At 61.5% G+C, this 12,793-nt stretch carries 17 protein-coding genes, 1 tRNA gene and 1 pseudogene; 14 read left to right on the top strand and 5 right to left on the bottom strand.

All coding sequences use genetic code 11. From position 1 onward, the window contains the following. Positions 1-126: 126 nt before the first annotated feature. A complete protein-coding gene (locus tag EN749_RS18970) occupies positions 127-558 on the bottom strand; it encodes a potassium channel family protein (protein ID WP_127396560.1) in 432 nt (143 codons plus the stop codon). A 505-nt stretch (positions 559-1,063) separates the two neighbouring features. Here EN749_RS18970 and EN749_RS18975 point away from each other — a divergent pair. From EN749_RS18975 to EN749_RS19035, 12 genes are all read left to right on the top strand, one after another. After that, on the top strand, positions 1,064-2,254 hold the full coding sequence (locus EN749_RS18975; protein WP_128363707.1) for a tyrosine-type recombinase/integrase: 1,191 nt from the start codon (positions 1,064-1,066) through the stop codon (positions 2,252-2,254). 17 nt (positions 2,255-2,271) lie between these two features. Continuing rightward, positions 2,272-2,826 carry an AbiV family abortive infection protein gene (locus tag EN749_RS18980; RefSeq protein WP_128363708.1) on the top strand — a complete coding sequence of 185 codons (555 nt, stop codon included), beginning with the start codon at positions 2,272-2,274 and terminating at the stop codon, positions 2,824-2,826. 119 nt (positions 2,827-2,945) lie between these two features. Beyond that, the gene (locus EN749_RS18985) at positions 2,946-3,164 is read left to right on the top strand and encodes a hypothetical protein (RefSeq protein ID WP_128363709.1); all 219 of its coding nucleotides are present in this window, start codon (positions 2,946-2,948) and stop codon (positions 3,162-3,164) included. A gap of 634 nt (positions 3,165-3,798) precedes the next feature. Next, the gene (locus tag EN749_RS18995; protein ID WP_128363711.1) at positions 3,799-4,371 is read left to right on the top strand and encodes a recombinase family protein; all 573 of its coding nucleotides are present in this window, start codon (positions 3,799-3,801) and stop codon (positions 4,369-4,371) included. Then, positions 4,368-4,892: a hypothetical protein gene (locus EN749_RS19000; protein WP_128363712.1), complete on the top strand. Its 525-nt coding sequence runs from the start codon at positions 4,368-4,370 to the stop codon at positions 4,890-4,892. The genes EN749_RS18995 and EN749_RS19000 overlap by 4 nt, the downstream gene beginning before the upstream one ends. A gap of 246 nt (positions 4,893-5,138) precedes the next feature. Continuing rightward, positions 5,139-5,918 carry a ParB/RepB/Spo0J family partition protein gene (locus tag EN749_RS19005; RefSeq protein WP_245491452.1) on the top strand — a complete coding sequence of 260 codons (780 nt, stop codon included), beginning with the start codon at positions 5,139-5,141 and terminating at the stop codon, positions 5,916-5,918. 107 nt (positions 5,919-6,025) lie between these two features. Beyond that, on the top strand, positions 6,026-6,226 hold the full coding sequence (locus tag EN749_RS19010; protein ID WP_128363714.1) for a hypothetical protein: 201 nt from the start codon (positions 6,026-6,028) through the stop codon (positions 6,224-6,226). Beyond that, a complete protein-coding gene (locus EN749_RS19015) occupies positions 6,223-6,642 on the top strand; it encodes a hypothetical protein (RefSeq protein ID WP_128363715.1) in 420 nt (139 codons plus the stop codon). Before EN749_RS19010 ends, EN749_RS19015 begins: the two co-directional genes overlap by 4 nt. Continuing rightward, positions 6,632-7,042 carry a hypothetical protein gene (locus tag EN749_RS19020; RefSeq protein WP_128363716.1) on the top strand — a complete coding sequence of 137 codons (411 nt, stop codon included), beginning with the start codon at positions 6,632-6,634 and terminating at the stop codon, positions 7,040-7,042. Before EN749_RS19015 ends, EN749_RS19020 begins: the two co-directional genes overlap by 11 nt. An 87-nt stretch (positions 7,043-7,129) precedes the next feature. Continuing rightward, positions 7,130-7,573, top strand: coding sequence for a hypothetical protein (locus tag EN749_RS19025; RefSeq protein WP_128363717.1), 444 nt, complete (start codon positions 7,130-7,132; stop codon positions 7,571-7,573). Between the two features lie 80 nt (positions 7,574-7,653). Then, positions 7,654-8,028, top strand: coding sequence for a hypothetical protein (locus EN749_RS19030; protein WP_128363718.1), 375 nt, complete (start codon positions 7,654-7,656; stop codon positions 8,026-8,028). A 188-nt stretch (positions 8,029-8,216) separates the two neighbouring features. Then, entirely contained in the window at positions 8,217-8,423 is a 207-nt protein-coding gene (locus EN749_RS19035; RefSeq protein ID WP_128363719.1) for a hypothetical protein, read from the top strand. Positions 8,424-8,507: 84 nt separating this feature from the next. Here EN749_RS19035 and EN749_RS19040 read toward each other — a convergent pair. Together EN749_RS19040 and EN749_RS19045 are read right to left on the bottom strand one after the other, a co-directional pair. Next, positions 8,508-8,584, bottom strand: a tRNA-Arg gene (locus tag EN749_RS19040). A gap of 83 nt (positions 8,585-8,667) precedes the next feature. Continuing rightward, complete coding sequence (locus EN749_RS19045; RefSeq protein ID WP_127329985.1) at positions 8,668-9,831, bottom strand: M20 aminoacylase family protein; 1,164 nt, start codon at positions 9,829-9,831, stop codon at positions 8,668-8,670. Between the two features lie 216 nt (positions 9,832-10,047). Between EN749_RS19045 and EN749_RS19050 the strand changes: the two genes are divergently transcribed. Both EN749_RS19050 and EN749_RS19055 read left to right on the top strand, forming a co-directional pair. Beyond that, positions 10,048-11,211, top strand: a complete 1,164-nt coding sequence (locus EN749_RS19050; RefSeq protein ID WP_127266676.1) for a D-alanyl-D-alanine carboxypeptidase family protein — start codon at positions 10,048-10,050, stop codon at positions 11,209-11,211. A 3-nt stretch (positions 11,212-11,214) separates the two neighbouring features. Then, positions 11,215-12,339, top strand: coding sequence for a GTP-binding protein (locus EN749_RS19055; RefSeq protein ID WP_127398047.1), 1,125 nt, complete (start codon positions 11,215-11,217; stop codon positions 12,337-12,339). A gap of 9 nt (positions 12,340-12,348) precedes the next feature. Here EN749_RS19055 and EN749_RS19060 read toward each other — a convergent pair whose 3' ends face one another. Together EN749_RS19060 and EN749_RS19065 are read right to left on the bottom strand one after the other, a co-directional pair. Then, positions 12,349-12,585 carry a sulfurtransferase TusA family protein gene (locus tag EN749_RS19060; RefSeq protein WP_164761850.1) on the bottom strand — a complete coding sequence of 79 codons (237 nt, stop codon included), beginning with the start codon at positions 12,583-12,585 and terminating at the stop codon, positions 12,349-12,351. 8 nt (positions 12,586-12,593) lie between these two features. Continuing rightward, positions 12,594-12,793: pseudogene (locus EN749_RS19065) on the bottom strand (hypothetical protein); the annotation flags it as partial.

The following is a 12,793-nucleotide window of genomic DNA, read 5'->3' on the forward strand; positions in this document are numbered from 1 at the left end:
AACGGCGACCACTTCGTCGTGCCGGTGGAAAGCCGCCCCTTTGTCAGGAGCGTCGCCGCGAAGTTCGACAAATATTTCGAAACCGGCAAGGCCAGGCATTCAGTAGCGGTCTGAACATTGGCCCGGTCAGAAATGCTCGCCGGCCTTGAACGGGCCGATACGAGTGCCTGCCGCGATCAGGTAGGCGGTCGACCAGCCGATTAGCAAGAACCCGTTTACGCCCTCCAGCGCCGCCAGCACACGCCACGCATGGGCAGGCACGATGTCGCCATAGCCGACGGTCGAAAAGGTAATGGTCGAAAAGTACAGTGCGGTTTCGAAGTCGGCGAAGATATCAAGCAACCTATATAGGCCGGCCCAGAGCCAGACCTCTACGGTCATGACCGCAAAGAGGCCCATCACCACGCTGATCATCGCCACGATGCGGCTGCGGCGCCCGTGCATGCGAAACCGCGCGACCAGATACCCCATCGCGTGTGTGACGGCGATCAGACCAAATGTGTGGACGAGAACCGTCAGACTTATGACGACAGTGCCGATGAGTAGATTGAGGATCATGCGCGGAACGTAGCCGCCAAGAGCCCTTCGTCCTTGTGCGAGATCAATCTCAATCCCGACGGAGGTCTGAAAGCGCGGAAGCTCTGGCCAAAACCGACACTCTGCTCTTTAGACTGAATCTCAGATTTCAGCCTTTCAGCCTTGAGGCAGCGTGCCCAAAGTTTGAAGGTCTGTAATATTGGCCGTACTAATTTGGAAAAAACCACCCAAAAAAGTACGGCGACAATTTCGCTAAGTGTTTGAAATGCATGGTGATCCCGACAGGAATCGAACCTGTGACCTACAGATTAGGAAGCTGTGCCCCGAGCCGACTTGGTTTGGCAGAGAAGGCCCTTGTGTCACATGGGTCTCATCCAAGAGAAATAAGGCTTGCAGAGCGGACCCGGCGCATTTACACGTCCCCATGACGGACCCAGAAACACCGGGAACGCAAGGGGTACGAGGGCGGTATCGAACGTCCCCATAGCGTCCCCCGACTGGGTCCCCATCGGAGAGAGGGACGACAATGCGGGTGAAGATCACCAAGCGGCTCATCGAGCGAGATTTGCCCAAGCAGGTTACCACGGAGACGTGGATTTGGGACACCGAGGTTCTGGCCTTCGGCATTCGGCTTCGGCCCGGAAGGAGGCCGACCTACGCGATGCGTTGGAAAGACGACACCTTCGGGGGCCGGAATGGCCGCGACCGCAAAATGAACATCGGCCCAGTCGAGCAGATCGACCTTGATGACGCCAGGGCAATCGCAAGGCAACGGTTTGGGGAACTCGCTGCGGGAGATGACCCAGCAGAGAAGCAGCGGGAGCGGAAGCGAACTGGCGTGACCGTGTCCGACCTGATCAAGGAAGTTGTCGAGACGATGGAAGCGAAGGGGAGAGCGGCGCGCTACGTCCGCGATTTCAAACAACAGATGCGTGACCACGTAGAGCCGACCATCGGGTCCCGGTTCCTGAGGGATGTGACGGCCACAGAGGTGGACCGCATTCTGGCGAAGCTCGCCCGTCGACCGGCCTTGCACAATCACGTCCGGGCAGGCCTATCGAGCGTGTTCACGGCGGCATTGCGGGGACGCTACCGGGCCGACAATCCAGTCATGGGTAGCACCAAGGCCGAAGCTCGACACCGGGAGCGATTGTTGACGAACTCCGAGATCGACGGCCTGTTGAAGGTGCTGGACACCAATGCTGGGCAGAACGCCGACGCCATGCGGCTGTTGTGGTTGACGGGGAGCCGGCCCCAAGAAGCGTTTGCGATGCGATGGAGTGATGTCGACCTTGACGCGAGCGTTTGGACTAAGCCGGCGCAAACAGTGAAGCAGCGGCGGACCCATCGTGTGACGCTGCGGGCGGAAGCTGTGGCGCTGCTCAAGCGCATGATGGAAGAGCGCGGTGACAGCCCGTTCGTGTTCCCGTCAGACGGAGCGAAGGGCACACGGCAGCGGGGCTATAAGGCCGCAAAGACCGGCCATCTGACGACGATCAAGAAGTTCGCCGCTAAGGTGTTCGAGGCTGCCGGACTTGTGGACGTTCGACCGTATGACTTGCGTAAGGCGTTCGCCTCCCGTCTGGTGGCATCAGGGGCCGACCTCAAGACGGTGATGTCCTTGACCGGGCACACACAGGTGGCGGTGCTATTGAAGCACTATGCGCATGTGATGGATGGGAAGCAGACCGAGGCGCTGGAGAAGGCGTTCGGGTAACTCCAGCGAGCAAGAGCATGGGTGCGCAAGTTGTGGTGGCGGAGAAGGCGCTAAGCCTCGCTCAAGACGCAAGGCTTCTATTTGACAATGGCCGCTTTGAGACCGCTCTGTCTCTGGCCATCCTTTCGATTGAGGAGGCAGGAAAGTTCATCCTACTGGCCGCTGCGACGTCGCAGGGGGACCTGAACCGGAAGATACGAAGTCACCCGAAGAAGCAACAGCAGGCCGCACTATCGCTTCTCGTCAGGCAGATGATCACTGGATTGAAAGTTCTCAAGCAGATCACCGAGCCGGAGCAGTGGTTAGACCCAGCCAACCAACCTACCGACGAGGACTATAGGAGGGTGTGGCGGGTCCTCTCACTCACGGGGATATTTGACTTTCACAAGGCCGCTCATGCTGGCGACCTCGACCGTCTGAAGCAAGCAGGGTTCTATGTCGATCTAAACCAGGAGCGGCTAAGTGCGGAGGCCTTCAAGGAGCTTGCCGTCAAATGGCTCCCCCAAGCGGAGACCCTCGCGGACGATGTCGTCATGTTGTCGAGGACCCAACCGCCCGTAGAAATTGGCTGACCGCATTTCGTTGGACTTTAAGGGCCGACAGGTCCACCATAGGGTATCGGCGGTAACTTTCATGGGCATCGCCGGCTGTGAGCGAAGAGCGCGCTTCCGCCCCAACGAGGGAGGCTGCTGTGGCCATTCACAATTGCCCGACAGGCGTCGGTTATCCAGATGATCTTTCTGTCTTGAAACAGGTCTTCGACAAGGTTTGTGCCGAGGAAGGCATAGCTGTCGGCAGTTCGCGAGCAGAGCGGCTAAGTGTGGACGCGATGTTGCTCTTCACGAATGGAGAGTGGGAAGAGGCCATGCTCTATGACCACCTTAGGGATTTGGCCCGCAGAGCCGCCTGATGCATGTCACCTACAGGGACCGCCAAGAGCGCATCGTGGCTCACTACGAGAACCTTGTTGCGCTTCAGGACAGGATCACCCAGTACAAACTGCTGCTAGGCCAGGACTGTTCCAGCGAGCAGGCGCTTCAACGCCGACTGGAGGTCTGCCTAGGCTGGGCGAGGGAAACTCTCGAGCGAGCTAAAGACCATCGAAATATTTGGTAGAAATTTCTGAGCGGGTGATCGGATAACAGGCACGCGCGCCGACCCCCCGTACCCCCACTTGGGCACGGCACCAGAGCCCGTATCTCACATGGGCGAGAGCTGATACGTTGAGGGATGCGCAACGAAACGGAACTCCAGATGGTCGAGCGGCACGTGCGCGAATGCGATGGGCGTATTGCGCGGCAGCGTGAGATTGTCGCGCGGCTGGTCGAACGGGGACAACCAACGGACCTTGCCTTGGACCTGTTACGCCTCTTCGAGTGGGTCCAGACAGACCACCTAAGGCACCTGCTTCGGCTCCAGCTTGCGGCTGGCTGACCGGCACCTCGCGTACAAAAAGGTAATCCTTACCTCACATTGCGGTTGACATGTGAACTTCGTGTGAGGTAAGTCGTGTGAACATTGGGTCTGAGGAGATAGTTCACACAATGGCAATCATTGGATACGCCCGCGTCAGCACGACCGACCAAAACACGGCAGTCCAGATCGACCAGTTGAAGGCGGCAGGGGTGACGGACGACCACCTCTTTGAAGACTGGCTGTCGGGACTTGACGACAAGAGACCGAAGCTCGCCGAGATGCTGCGGCACGCCCGCAAGGGTGACACGGTGGTGGTGACGAAGGTTGACCGGCTGGCACGGTCGGCGGCGCATCTGCACCAGATCGTGGACGACCTCGACAAGCGGGGTGTTGGGTTCCGGGTTCTGAATGACCCGTCACTGGACACGACCAAGCCTCACGGCAAACTGATGTTTGGCATCCTCGCCAGCATTGCAGAGTTTGAGACCGCCCTCAGGAAGGAGCGGCAGATGGAAGGCATCGCCAAGGCGAAGGCTCGGGGTGACCACCTCGGGAGGCCAAAGACGGTGACTTCCGAGATTGAACAGAATGTGCGCGACATGCGGGCCAGTGGGGCGTCCCTGAGGGCCATTGCGGCTGCAGTAGGGTACTCCACCGCCACCGTGCAAAGCGTTCTCAAAGGAGATGAGACAACAGGATGAAGAAGGGTAGGAAGTTCCTTGGCGGCAAGACCGGGCGCTATGAGGGCGCTGGACCGAAGCGGTATCAAGGGGGCTGGGAGCATGATGGCCTGAGCTTCGCGGAAGTCGTCAAGGCGAAGTTCCCGAAGACGGGAGACGAAAGTCGCGCGGTGAGACGTGAGCGGATACGGAAGGCGCTCCGATACTGGGCGCGCGGGCAGCTTCGGGCTTGGACCGCTGACTGGGAAGTCTACAAGCCGATGGTGGCCGAGATTGACGCGATGGTGAAGGCCAGACGGTCGGTGGGAGCCGTCCAGGCCATGGTGATGGAGCGAGTGACGGCACGGAGCTTCGTGGCTGGGACCTCCGAATACCAGAAGTGGGACGGAAGACAGCCGGGGATGGCCGATAGCATTGAGCAAATAGGGGACCATTTCCAACCGATGGAAAGGCCAGATGATGAAGAGCGCGTTCGGAAGAGCGAGAAGGAACTCTTCGATGAACTTCAGGCCATCTTGAGGGATGCTCCAAGAGGCTGGTAGAGGTTACTTGGTCGGATAAGGCCCACCTGTTCGGACGACAACACCCTCTCCTCACGGCTTCTCACCTACCGATCTGTCCAGCGTTCTCCCGCTGCCTGCCCTGTTCCCCTTCCGGGGCTGTGGCGCGCTGTGGCTGTGGCCGGTCGGTAGATGTGAGGCCGTGTGTGCCTCTATCTGTCCTCCCCTTTTGGACTGGACGGTTCAGGGCAGCGGGTTTCCTCATACAACACAATCTGAAAGGTGAACATGATCACAGGAGCGGTCGAGGCATTGGCCGGCCTCATTGAACTATCAGGGTCTCGTCAGGACACCCTCAGCCGGCCCGACAGGTTGCCGCTTGGTCGCGTCAGGGTGCTGCCGGACCTATTCCAGCCACGCGGTGGGATGGACGAGCGGCACCTGTCCGACCTTGTGAAACTCCTCAAGAGCCGGAAGGACCTCGACCCCGTGACCGTAATGGTTATCGGGGACACCTACGTCTTGATCGACGGACACCACCGGCACGAAGCGTACCAGCGGACGGGCAACGACAGCATCCCCACGGTCTATTTCGAGGGGACCCCTGAGGAGGCCGTGCTGGAAGCAGGGAAGGCGAACGCTAAGGCCAAGCTGCCAATGTCCTCCGGTGAGCGGCAGGACTTTGCGTGGCGGCTTGTCGTCCTGGACCGCTACAGCAAGGCGACGGTGGCAGACGCATCGGGGACCTCGACGTCACAGGTGGCCACCATGAGGAAAGCCAATAAGGCGTTGGGGGTTGATGCCGGGAATTACTCGACGTGGTTCAAGGCGAGGAAAGCAGCGGAAGGAAAGGACATGGAAGGTGTGGACGGGTTCGATCCAGAGGAGTGGAAGCAACAGGTAGCAGATCGGTACGCAGACACGCTGGCGAAGACGTTCTCGGGGCGATTGTTACGGGACCCTGAGATTGCCGCTATGGCTCTCGCCACGTACTTCGGCAGGAGACTTCCCGAGGTGGTCGGTGAACTTCAAGGGTTCCTGCCCGAGGTGGCCGACGAGGAGTTCTGAGGACCCTCAGGTGTACAACCACTACGGTGTACGAATTGTACAGGCTGGGACCCAGAGAGGCCCGGCGACAACATCAACGCAACAGCAGAGAAGCAGAGGAATTTGACATGCAGGACGAAGCAACGCGCCGGAAATGGCGTGAGTACAAGAGCAAGTGGCGCGCGGAGAACCCGGAGCGCAACCGGGAACTGGACAGCCGGGCCTATCACCGGAACCGGGAGACCATCAACCGGAAGCGCAAGGAGGTGCGCAAGCTGTTCACCGAGTGGCGGCAGACCTTGAAGCCGGTGGAGACCCCAGCCCAATGAGGGGCGTCCACCAGATCACCCCCACACTTCGAGTTGTCGAGACCGACCGCGAATGGATCGTCCAGGCAGTCGAGACGAAGCGGACCCGCAGGCGTGGCACTCAGTCGACCGGCGAATGGACCGACCGCGCATACCTCACCACCCGGACGATGCTGAACGGCGAACTCAAACGCCTTGTTGGCAACGGCGCGATGACGTCAGGCCTTGTTGGGCATGTCAGCCAAGAGGTTCTGGACTGGCTCGACAGCCTGCCGGATCGGCACCCATCGCGCGAGGTTCCCACGGTGTTGGACATGCTGGAGGCGTCGACGGCGGGCAGCGAGCATGGGGAAACCTTCCATGACCATCTCCCGCTGATCGTGAAGCACGGGCCGCTAAGGTGGCGCAACGACCGGAACGCTCGCTTTGACCCCTGACGAGATCAAGCGGCGGGACTGGGTTGCAACCTACCCGACGCGGGAGGCGGCTCTTGCGTTGATCGAGTGGCTGAAAGCGGACGACTGGGAAAGCGTCTCGGAACTGGACCGGAGACTGGCCGGCATCGACATCGTGTGGACGCGGAGTTTCAACGCGGCTGCCGAGCGATGTTTCGAGGTCTACGGCTACCCCGATCTTGAGGCGGCGGCGGTTGCCCGGCGTGTTGTCGAGGTTACGACGAGACCCATCGTCAGAGGTATTTCCGCTACCTCAGCAGCGCCCCACAGAGCCCCCACCGGAGGCAGCGACGATCATCCCCAGCCGCTCACCCCGGTCGCATCTAGCGTCCCTCCTGAGGGTTCTGTGACGATGACCTACGGGTTCACGCCACGACACTAACAACCGCCAACACAAGCCTACCCGCACCCCGGAGCAATGACGTTGCGGGGCGATCAACCACGACTATCAACACGAAGGAAGAACACCATGCACAACGAACAGACCTACGAATACCAGACTGACAACACGCCCGTGGCGCAGGCCATGATGAGGGCGCGGGAAGCACAGGCCGAAGCCGACAGGGCAAAGCAAGGCGCGCTGGCTGCCGAGGCTTCAGAGCGAGCAAAGCGGGAAGAGATTGACCGTGCGGTCGAACTCTCGATGTCCAAGTTCAACCAGCAAATCGCGGCGCAGCGTCTCGGAGTGAAGACTGAAGGGGCGATCCGGTCTCAGGACGTCGGGGTAATCCCTCCCATGGCAGAGGTCGAGAAGACGACCGTTCGTGTGCCCTCGCTTAGCGGCATGGAACTGTCGTTCGCTCAAGCCAAGGACATGGCTGAGACGGGGCAGATCACGCAGGCCGAGTTCAACAAAGCCGTGGTCGATGGGCTGGCTGCCCGTGGCTATGGTGCGCCGAAGTCTTTCAGGTAACCCCGGCTGGCTCTGAGAAGCCTCTGGCCCCAATCGAGGGGTCGGAGGTCCAGACCGGGGATGAGGCTGATAAGGCTGAAGTGCCAGACCTCGACGCTATGGACCCAACCGAGATCGAAGCGATTGCAGACAAGGCCATCACCTCGTTCAACGAAACTGTGGACCGAGACACGGCTGACGTCATCGTGTCTAAGTTCACCCTTGACGGGACGCTCGACGCCAACGTCATCGGGGTCGACCAGCAGACCCTCGACGCGACCGTGAAGGCATTCGAGAACCGCATGACCAGCGAATGTCTGGCACCTGTCGGGCTCACCCTCAACGACTACCTCGACTGTTGTGACGAGGCGGACCTGCCGGCGATCCGGTCGCTCGTCGTCAAGGGCGATTGGAAGGCCATTGCGGAGCATGCCCAACGGATCAGAACTGCACTCAACAACCAATTAGACGAGTGAAACATTCCCGCCCCCGATGCATCGCCCCAAGAGGTGTGTCGGGGCGGGCCTTGTGATCAGAAATCGTTCCACTGGCGGGATGCCTCCGCTAAGGGAGAAGTTCCGCTAACGCATTGAATTTATTTGAGTTGACGGGCCAAGGTGTACGTCCGATACCGACGCGGCGACAACAGGAGTGAGCGCCCCCAATGCAGACCGCCGAGCGAGTTGAGTACAGCAACCTTGAGGCCGACGTGATCGCGTGGATGAAAGGTCACGTTGCACAGGTCAAGGAAGACTTTGGTGAGGGCGAGGCATACGCCGAGGCGGTGAGGTTGCTGGACGATGACCCGTGGCAGGCGCTGCAATGGTACGTTGAAGACGTGAGGCGAGGCCTGAAGACGGCTGGAGTGTGACGCCCTTGGCAGATCACGTCCCCAGCGGCGCCCCCATGCGATTTCGCTCAGCGAAGCTCAAACCTGTAACACTTTGATTTTGCTTGGTGATCCCGGCAGGGATCGAACCTGCGACCTACAGATTAGGAATCTGCCGCTCTATCCTACTGAGCTACGGGACCACGCGGCCAGACACATAGCCGCTTCGGATCGTTTCGCCAAGAGGCCGGCCGAAGGCAATCCGGCCGGCTTTGCGCTGCCGCCGTCAGGCGGCCAGCGCGGTTTCCGCCAGTTTCACCCAGTAACTCATGCCGTGCGGGATGACCTCGTCGTTGAAATCGTAGGCAGGGTTGTGGAGACCGGCGGTGTCGCCATTGCCGATGAAGATGAAGGCGCCGGGGCGGGCTTCGAGCATGTAGGAAAAATCCTCGCCACCCATCACCGGCTGGATGCCGCGGTGGACATGGGCGTCGCCGGCGACACTCATCGCGACATCACCGGCAAACACCGTCTCTTCCGCGTGGTTGAAGGTCACGGGGTAATTTGCCTGGTAGTCGACCTCGATCTTTGCCCCGAATGCGGTCGCCAGCCCGTCGCATATGCTGCGGATGCGCTCTTCGGACTTCTTGGCGATCTCCTTGCGCAGGGTGCGCACGGTGCCGGCGATTTCAGCGGTTTCGGGGATGATGTTGTAGGCGTCACCGGCGTGGAACTTGGTCACCGACACCACCACGGCCTCGACCGGATCGGTGCTGCGCGAGGCGATCGTCTGCAAGGCGCCGACCAGTTGGCTGGTGATGACGATCGGGTCGATCGTGCCGTGCGGCATCGCCGCGTGGCCGCCCTTGCCGCGCACGGTGATGGTGAACTCGGCGGTCGCCGCCATGATCGGGCCCGGGCGAATGGCGAACTGCCCGACAGGCAGGCCCGGCATGTTGTGCATGCCGAACACCCTGGAGATGTCGAAACGCTCCATCATGCCGTCCTTGACCATCTCGTTGCCGCCGCCGCCGCCCTCTTCGGCCGGCTGGAAGATCACCGCCACGGAACCGGTGAAGTTGCGCGTCTCGGCGAGGTATTTGGCCGCGCCCAGCAGCATTGCCGTGTGGCCGTCATGGCCGCAGGCGTGCATCTTGCCGGGGATGGTCGAGGCGTAGGACTTGCCTGTGATCTCGTTGAGCGGCAGCGCGTCCATGTCGGCGCGCAGGCCGATGGTGGGGCCTTCGCCCTGCCGGCCGCGGATGATGCCGACGACGCCGGTCTTGCCGAGGCCGGTGACCACATCGTCACAGCCGAAGGCTTTCAGCTTCTCGGTGACGAAGGCAGCGGTCTTGAAGACGTCGAAGTTCAGTTCTGGCGTCTGGTGCAGATGCTGGCGCCAGCCGGCAACTTCGTCCTGCATTTCGGCGGCACGGTTCAGGATTGGCATGATGGTTCCATCTCGCTGTTGGGACAGGCGGGTGTCGTCCGCTGCCTTGCAATTGTGATCGCCAGGCACTTTGCCATCTTGGCGTCACATAGGGTAAATAGCACCGCAACGATGCGGTCCGGTTTTTGAGGGTCGGACCAATCATGCTGGCGATCGCGTAACGAAATCTTACGGAGCCAGGGGCGACTACGGCAAGAGGCGATTTCGGATTTGATCATGCGGTACAGGCATTTCCTCAAACTATTCTCGGTTGGCACAATCGCGCTGTCGGTCGTGGCCGGGCCGGCGCTGGCCAATCCGGTGGTCGTATTCGATCTCGGCAGCGGCAAGATCCTGCAGCATCAGGACGCGTTCAAGCGCTGGTATCCGGCATCGCTGAGCAAGCTGATGACCGCTTATGTCACCTTTCGGGCGATCGCCGCCGGCGAGGTTCAGCTTGATTCGCCGATCAAGGTGACCAAACACTCCGCCGCCGAGCCGCCAAGCAAGATGGGCTTCAAGCCGGGCTCGGTGATGCGGCTCGACAACGCGCTGAAGATGATGCTGGTCAAATCGGCCAACGACATCGCCATGGCGGTGGGCGAAAATGTCGGAGGTTCGCAGGCGGCCTTTGCCGACCGGATGAACGCCGAAGCGACCCGGCTCGGCATGAACGGCACGCATTTCGTCAATCCGAACGGGCTCTATTCGCCGGATCAGTACACGACGGCGCGCGACCTCGCCGTGCTGGTGATGGCGATCCGCCGCGAATTTCCGCAATATGCGCCGTGGTTCTCGATCGAAGGCCTTGCCGTCGGCAAGAAGGCTATCCCCAACTACAATCTCTTGATTGGCCGTTATCCCGGCGCCGATGGCATGAAGACCGGCTTTGTCTGCCCTTCCGGCTTCAACATGATCGGTTCGGCGACCCGCAACGGGCGCACGCTGGTCGCGGTGGTGCTTGGCGAGAAATCGGCGGTCACACGTGCCGAGACCGCGGCAAAACTGCTCGATCAGGGTTTTGACGCGCCTGCCGCCGGCTCGGCCACCGTCACCACGCTGGCGCCCTATGGCGACACGGTCTCGCCCAACGACATGAAGGACGAGGTCTGCAAGAAGAAGACGCCGCAGGAGCAGTCGGAGGCGCCGCCGGTCGTCGCCAAGGACGTGCCGAAATCGCCCTATCAGGAAAAGCTCGACCATGTGCCAACGCTGGTTGCCGTCGGCCTTGGCGGCGCCACCGGTCCGGCGCCGAAGGCCATCCTCGACCGGGGCGGTCAGGAATATGCCGATGTGCCGATCCCGAGCTGGCGGCCCGACAGGCCGGCACCGGCCGGCGCAGGCCCGAAGATTGCCGGCTCCGCCGCGCAGGGCGACCAGCCGGCCAAGGTTGCGAACTAGCCAATGGGCAGCGGCTTCCCGATCCCCGTCTCGGTGCTGACCGGCTTCCTCGGCGCCGGCAAGACGACGCTGCTCAACCGGCTGCTCAAGGATCCGGCGCTGGCCGACACGGCGGTGATCATCAACGAGTTCGGCGAGGTGGCGATCGACCATTTGCTGGTCGAGCAGTCTTCCGACGGCATCATCCAGCTTTCGGACGGCTGCCTGTGCTGCACGGTGCGCGGCGAACTGGTCGATACGCTGGCCGACCTGGTCGACCGGCTGCAGACCGGCCGCATCGCCCGTCTGGCCCGCGTCATCGTCGAGACCACCGGCCTTGCCGACCCGGCGCCGGTGCTGCAGTCGATCATGGCCCATCCGGCGCTGATCCAGGCCTTCCGGCTCGACGGCGTCATCACGCTGGTCGATGCCGTCAACGGCAACGCCACGCTCGACGCCCATGTCGAGGCGGTCAAGCAGGCTGCCGTCGCCGATCGCATCGTGCTCAGCAAAGCCGATCTGGTCGTCGATCCCAATGAGTTGGAGATGCTTCGGGCGCGCCTGCGGCAGATCAATCCGGGCGCCGAACTGCTCGATGCCGGCGACACGGGGACAGGCGTGGCGGCGCTGTTTGATTGCGGCCTCTACAACCCGGCAACCAAATCCGCCGATGTGCGGCGCTGGCTGGGCGAGGAAGCCGCTCATGATCATCACCATCATGATCATGATCACCATGATGGGCATGATCACGAACATGGCCATGACCACGGTCATCGCCACGATTCGCGGGTGCGTTCCTATTCGCTGGTGCATGACGGCCCGGTGCCGTTTTCGGCGATCGAGATGTTCCTCGACCTGCTGCGCTCGACACATGGCGAGCGCCTGCTGCGCATGAAGGGCGTCATCGAGCTCAGGGAAGACCCGTCGCGGCCTTTGGTGATCCATGGCGTGCAGAAGATCCTGCATCCGCCGGTGCAATTGCCGTCCTGGCCAGATGGCCAGCGCGGCACGCGGCTGGTGCTGATCACGCTCGATATGCCCGAAGATTATATCCGCAGGCTGTTCGCCGCCTTCACCAACCGGCCGTCGATCGACACGCCCGATCGCGCCGCGCTGGAAAACAACCCGCTGGCGATTGCCGGGCGGTAGCTCCCACGATTACGGCGCGCCGCGCTCGACCAGGAATCGATGGCCGCCGGAGACCGCCGCCGTTTCAATCAACTGGTGGCCGCTCTCCGAACAGAATGCCGGAATGTCGATGACGGCCAGCGGGTCGGTGGTCTCCAGCCAGAGCCGGCTGCCCGGTTGCATCCCCGCCAGGCGCTTCTTGGCCTTGAGCACGGGCAAGGGGCAGTTCAGCCCCTTGAGGTCATAAATAGCGGCGCGATCATCCACGGGCGAAATCAACCGCCGAACATGCCGAGCAGCTTGTTCTTCAGCTTCGTCACGCGGCTCTCGTCGGCACTCGCCGCCTGCGTCTCAGCCATCGGTGCCGCTTCCGAAGGGGCCGCGATGGTCGCGGTGGCGACGGGGGCTTCCTTGGCGGCCTTTTCGGCCTCCTTTTCGGCCAGAGCCTGAGCCTTGGCGGCTTCCTTGGCTTGCT

The organism is Mesorhizobium sp. M7A.F.Ca.ET.027.02.1.1, from assembly GCF_004022985.1.
GTDB lineage: Bacteria > Pseudomonadota > Alphaproteobacteria > Rhizobiales > Rhizobiaceae > Mesorhizobium.

What these genes read in the sequence shown, in the direction of transcription:
- EN749_RS18970 (WP_127396560.1), bottom strand. Translation starts at nt 558, where the DNA reads ATGATCCTCAATCTACTCATCGGCACTGTCGTCATAAGTCTGACGGTT.
- EN749_RS18975 (WP_128363707.1), top strand. Translation starts at nt 1,064, where the DNA reads ATGCGGGTGAAGATCACCAAGCGGCTCATCGAGCGAGATTTGCCCAAG.
- EN749_RS18980 (WP_128363708.1), top strand. Translation starts at nt 2,272, where the DNA reads ATGGGTGCGCAAGTTGTGGTGGCGGAGAAGGCGCTAAGCCTCGCTCAA.
- EN749_RS18995 (WP_128363711.1), top strand. Translation starts at nt 3,799, where the DNA reads ATGGCAATCATTGGATACGCCCGCGTCAGCACGACCGACCAAAACACG.
- EN749_RS19000 (WP_128363712.1), top strand. Translation starts at nt 4,368, where the DNA reads ATGAAGAAGGGTAGGAAGTTCCTTGGCGGCAAGACCGGGCGCTATGAG.
- EN749_RS19005 (WP_245491452.1), top strand. Translation starts at nt 5,139, where the DNA reads ATGATCACAGGAGCGGTCGAGGCATTGGCCGGCCTCATTGAACTATCA.
- EN749_RS19010 (WP_128363714.1), top strand. Translation starts at nt 6,026, where the DNA reads ATGCAGGACGAAGCAACGCGCCGGAAATGGCGTGAGTACAAGAGCAAG.
- EN749_RS19015 (WP_128363715.1), top strand. Translation starts at nt 6,223, where the DNA reads ATGAGGGGCGTCCACCAGATCACCCCCACACTTCGAGTTGTCGAGACC.
- EN749_RS19025 (WP_128363717.1), top strand. Translation starts at nt 7,130, where the DNA reads ATGCACAACGAACAGACCTACGAATACCAGACTGACAACACGCCCGTG.
- EN749_RS19035 (WP_128363719.1), top strand. Translation starts at nt 8,217, where the DNA reads ATGCAGACCGCCGAGCGAGTTGAGTACAGCAACCTTGAGGCCGACGTG.
- EN749_RS19045 (WP_127329985.1), bottom strand. Translation starts at nt 9,831, where the DNA reads ATGCCAATCCTGAACCGTGCCGCCGAAATGCAGGACGAAGTTGCCGGC.
- EN749_RS19050 (WP_127266676.1), top strand. Translation starts at nt 10,048, where the DNA reads ATGCGGTACAGGCATTTCCTCAAACTATTCTCGGTTGGCACAATCGCG.
- EN749_RS19055 (WP_127398047.1), top strand. Translation starts at nt 11,215, where the DNA reads ATGGGCAGCGGCTTCCCGATCCCCGTCTCGGTGCTGACCGGCTTCCTC.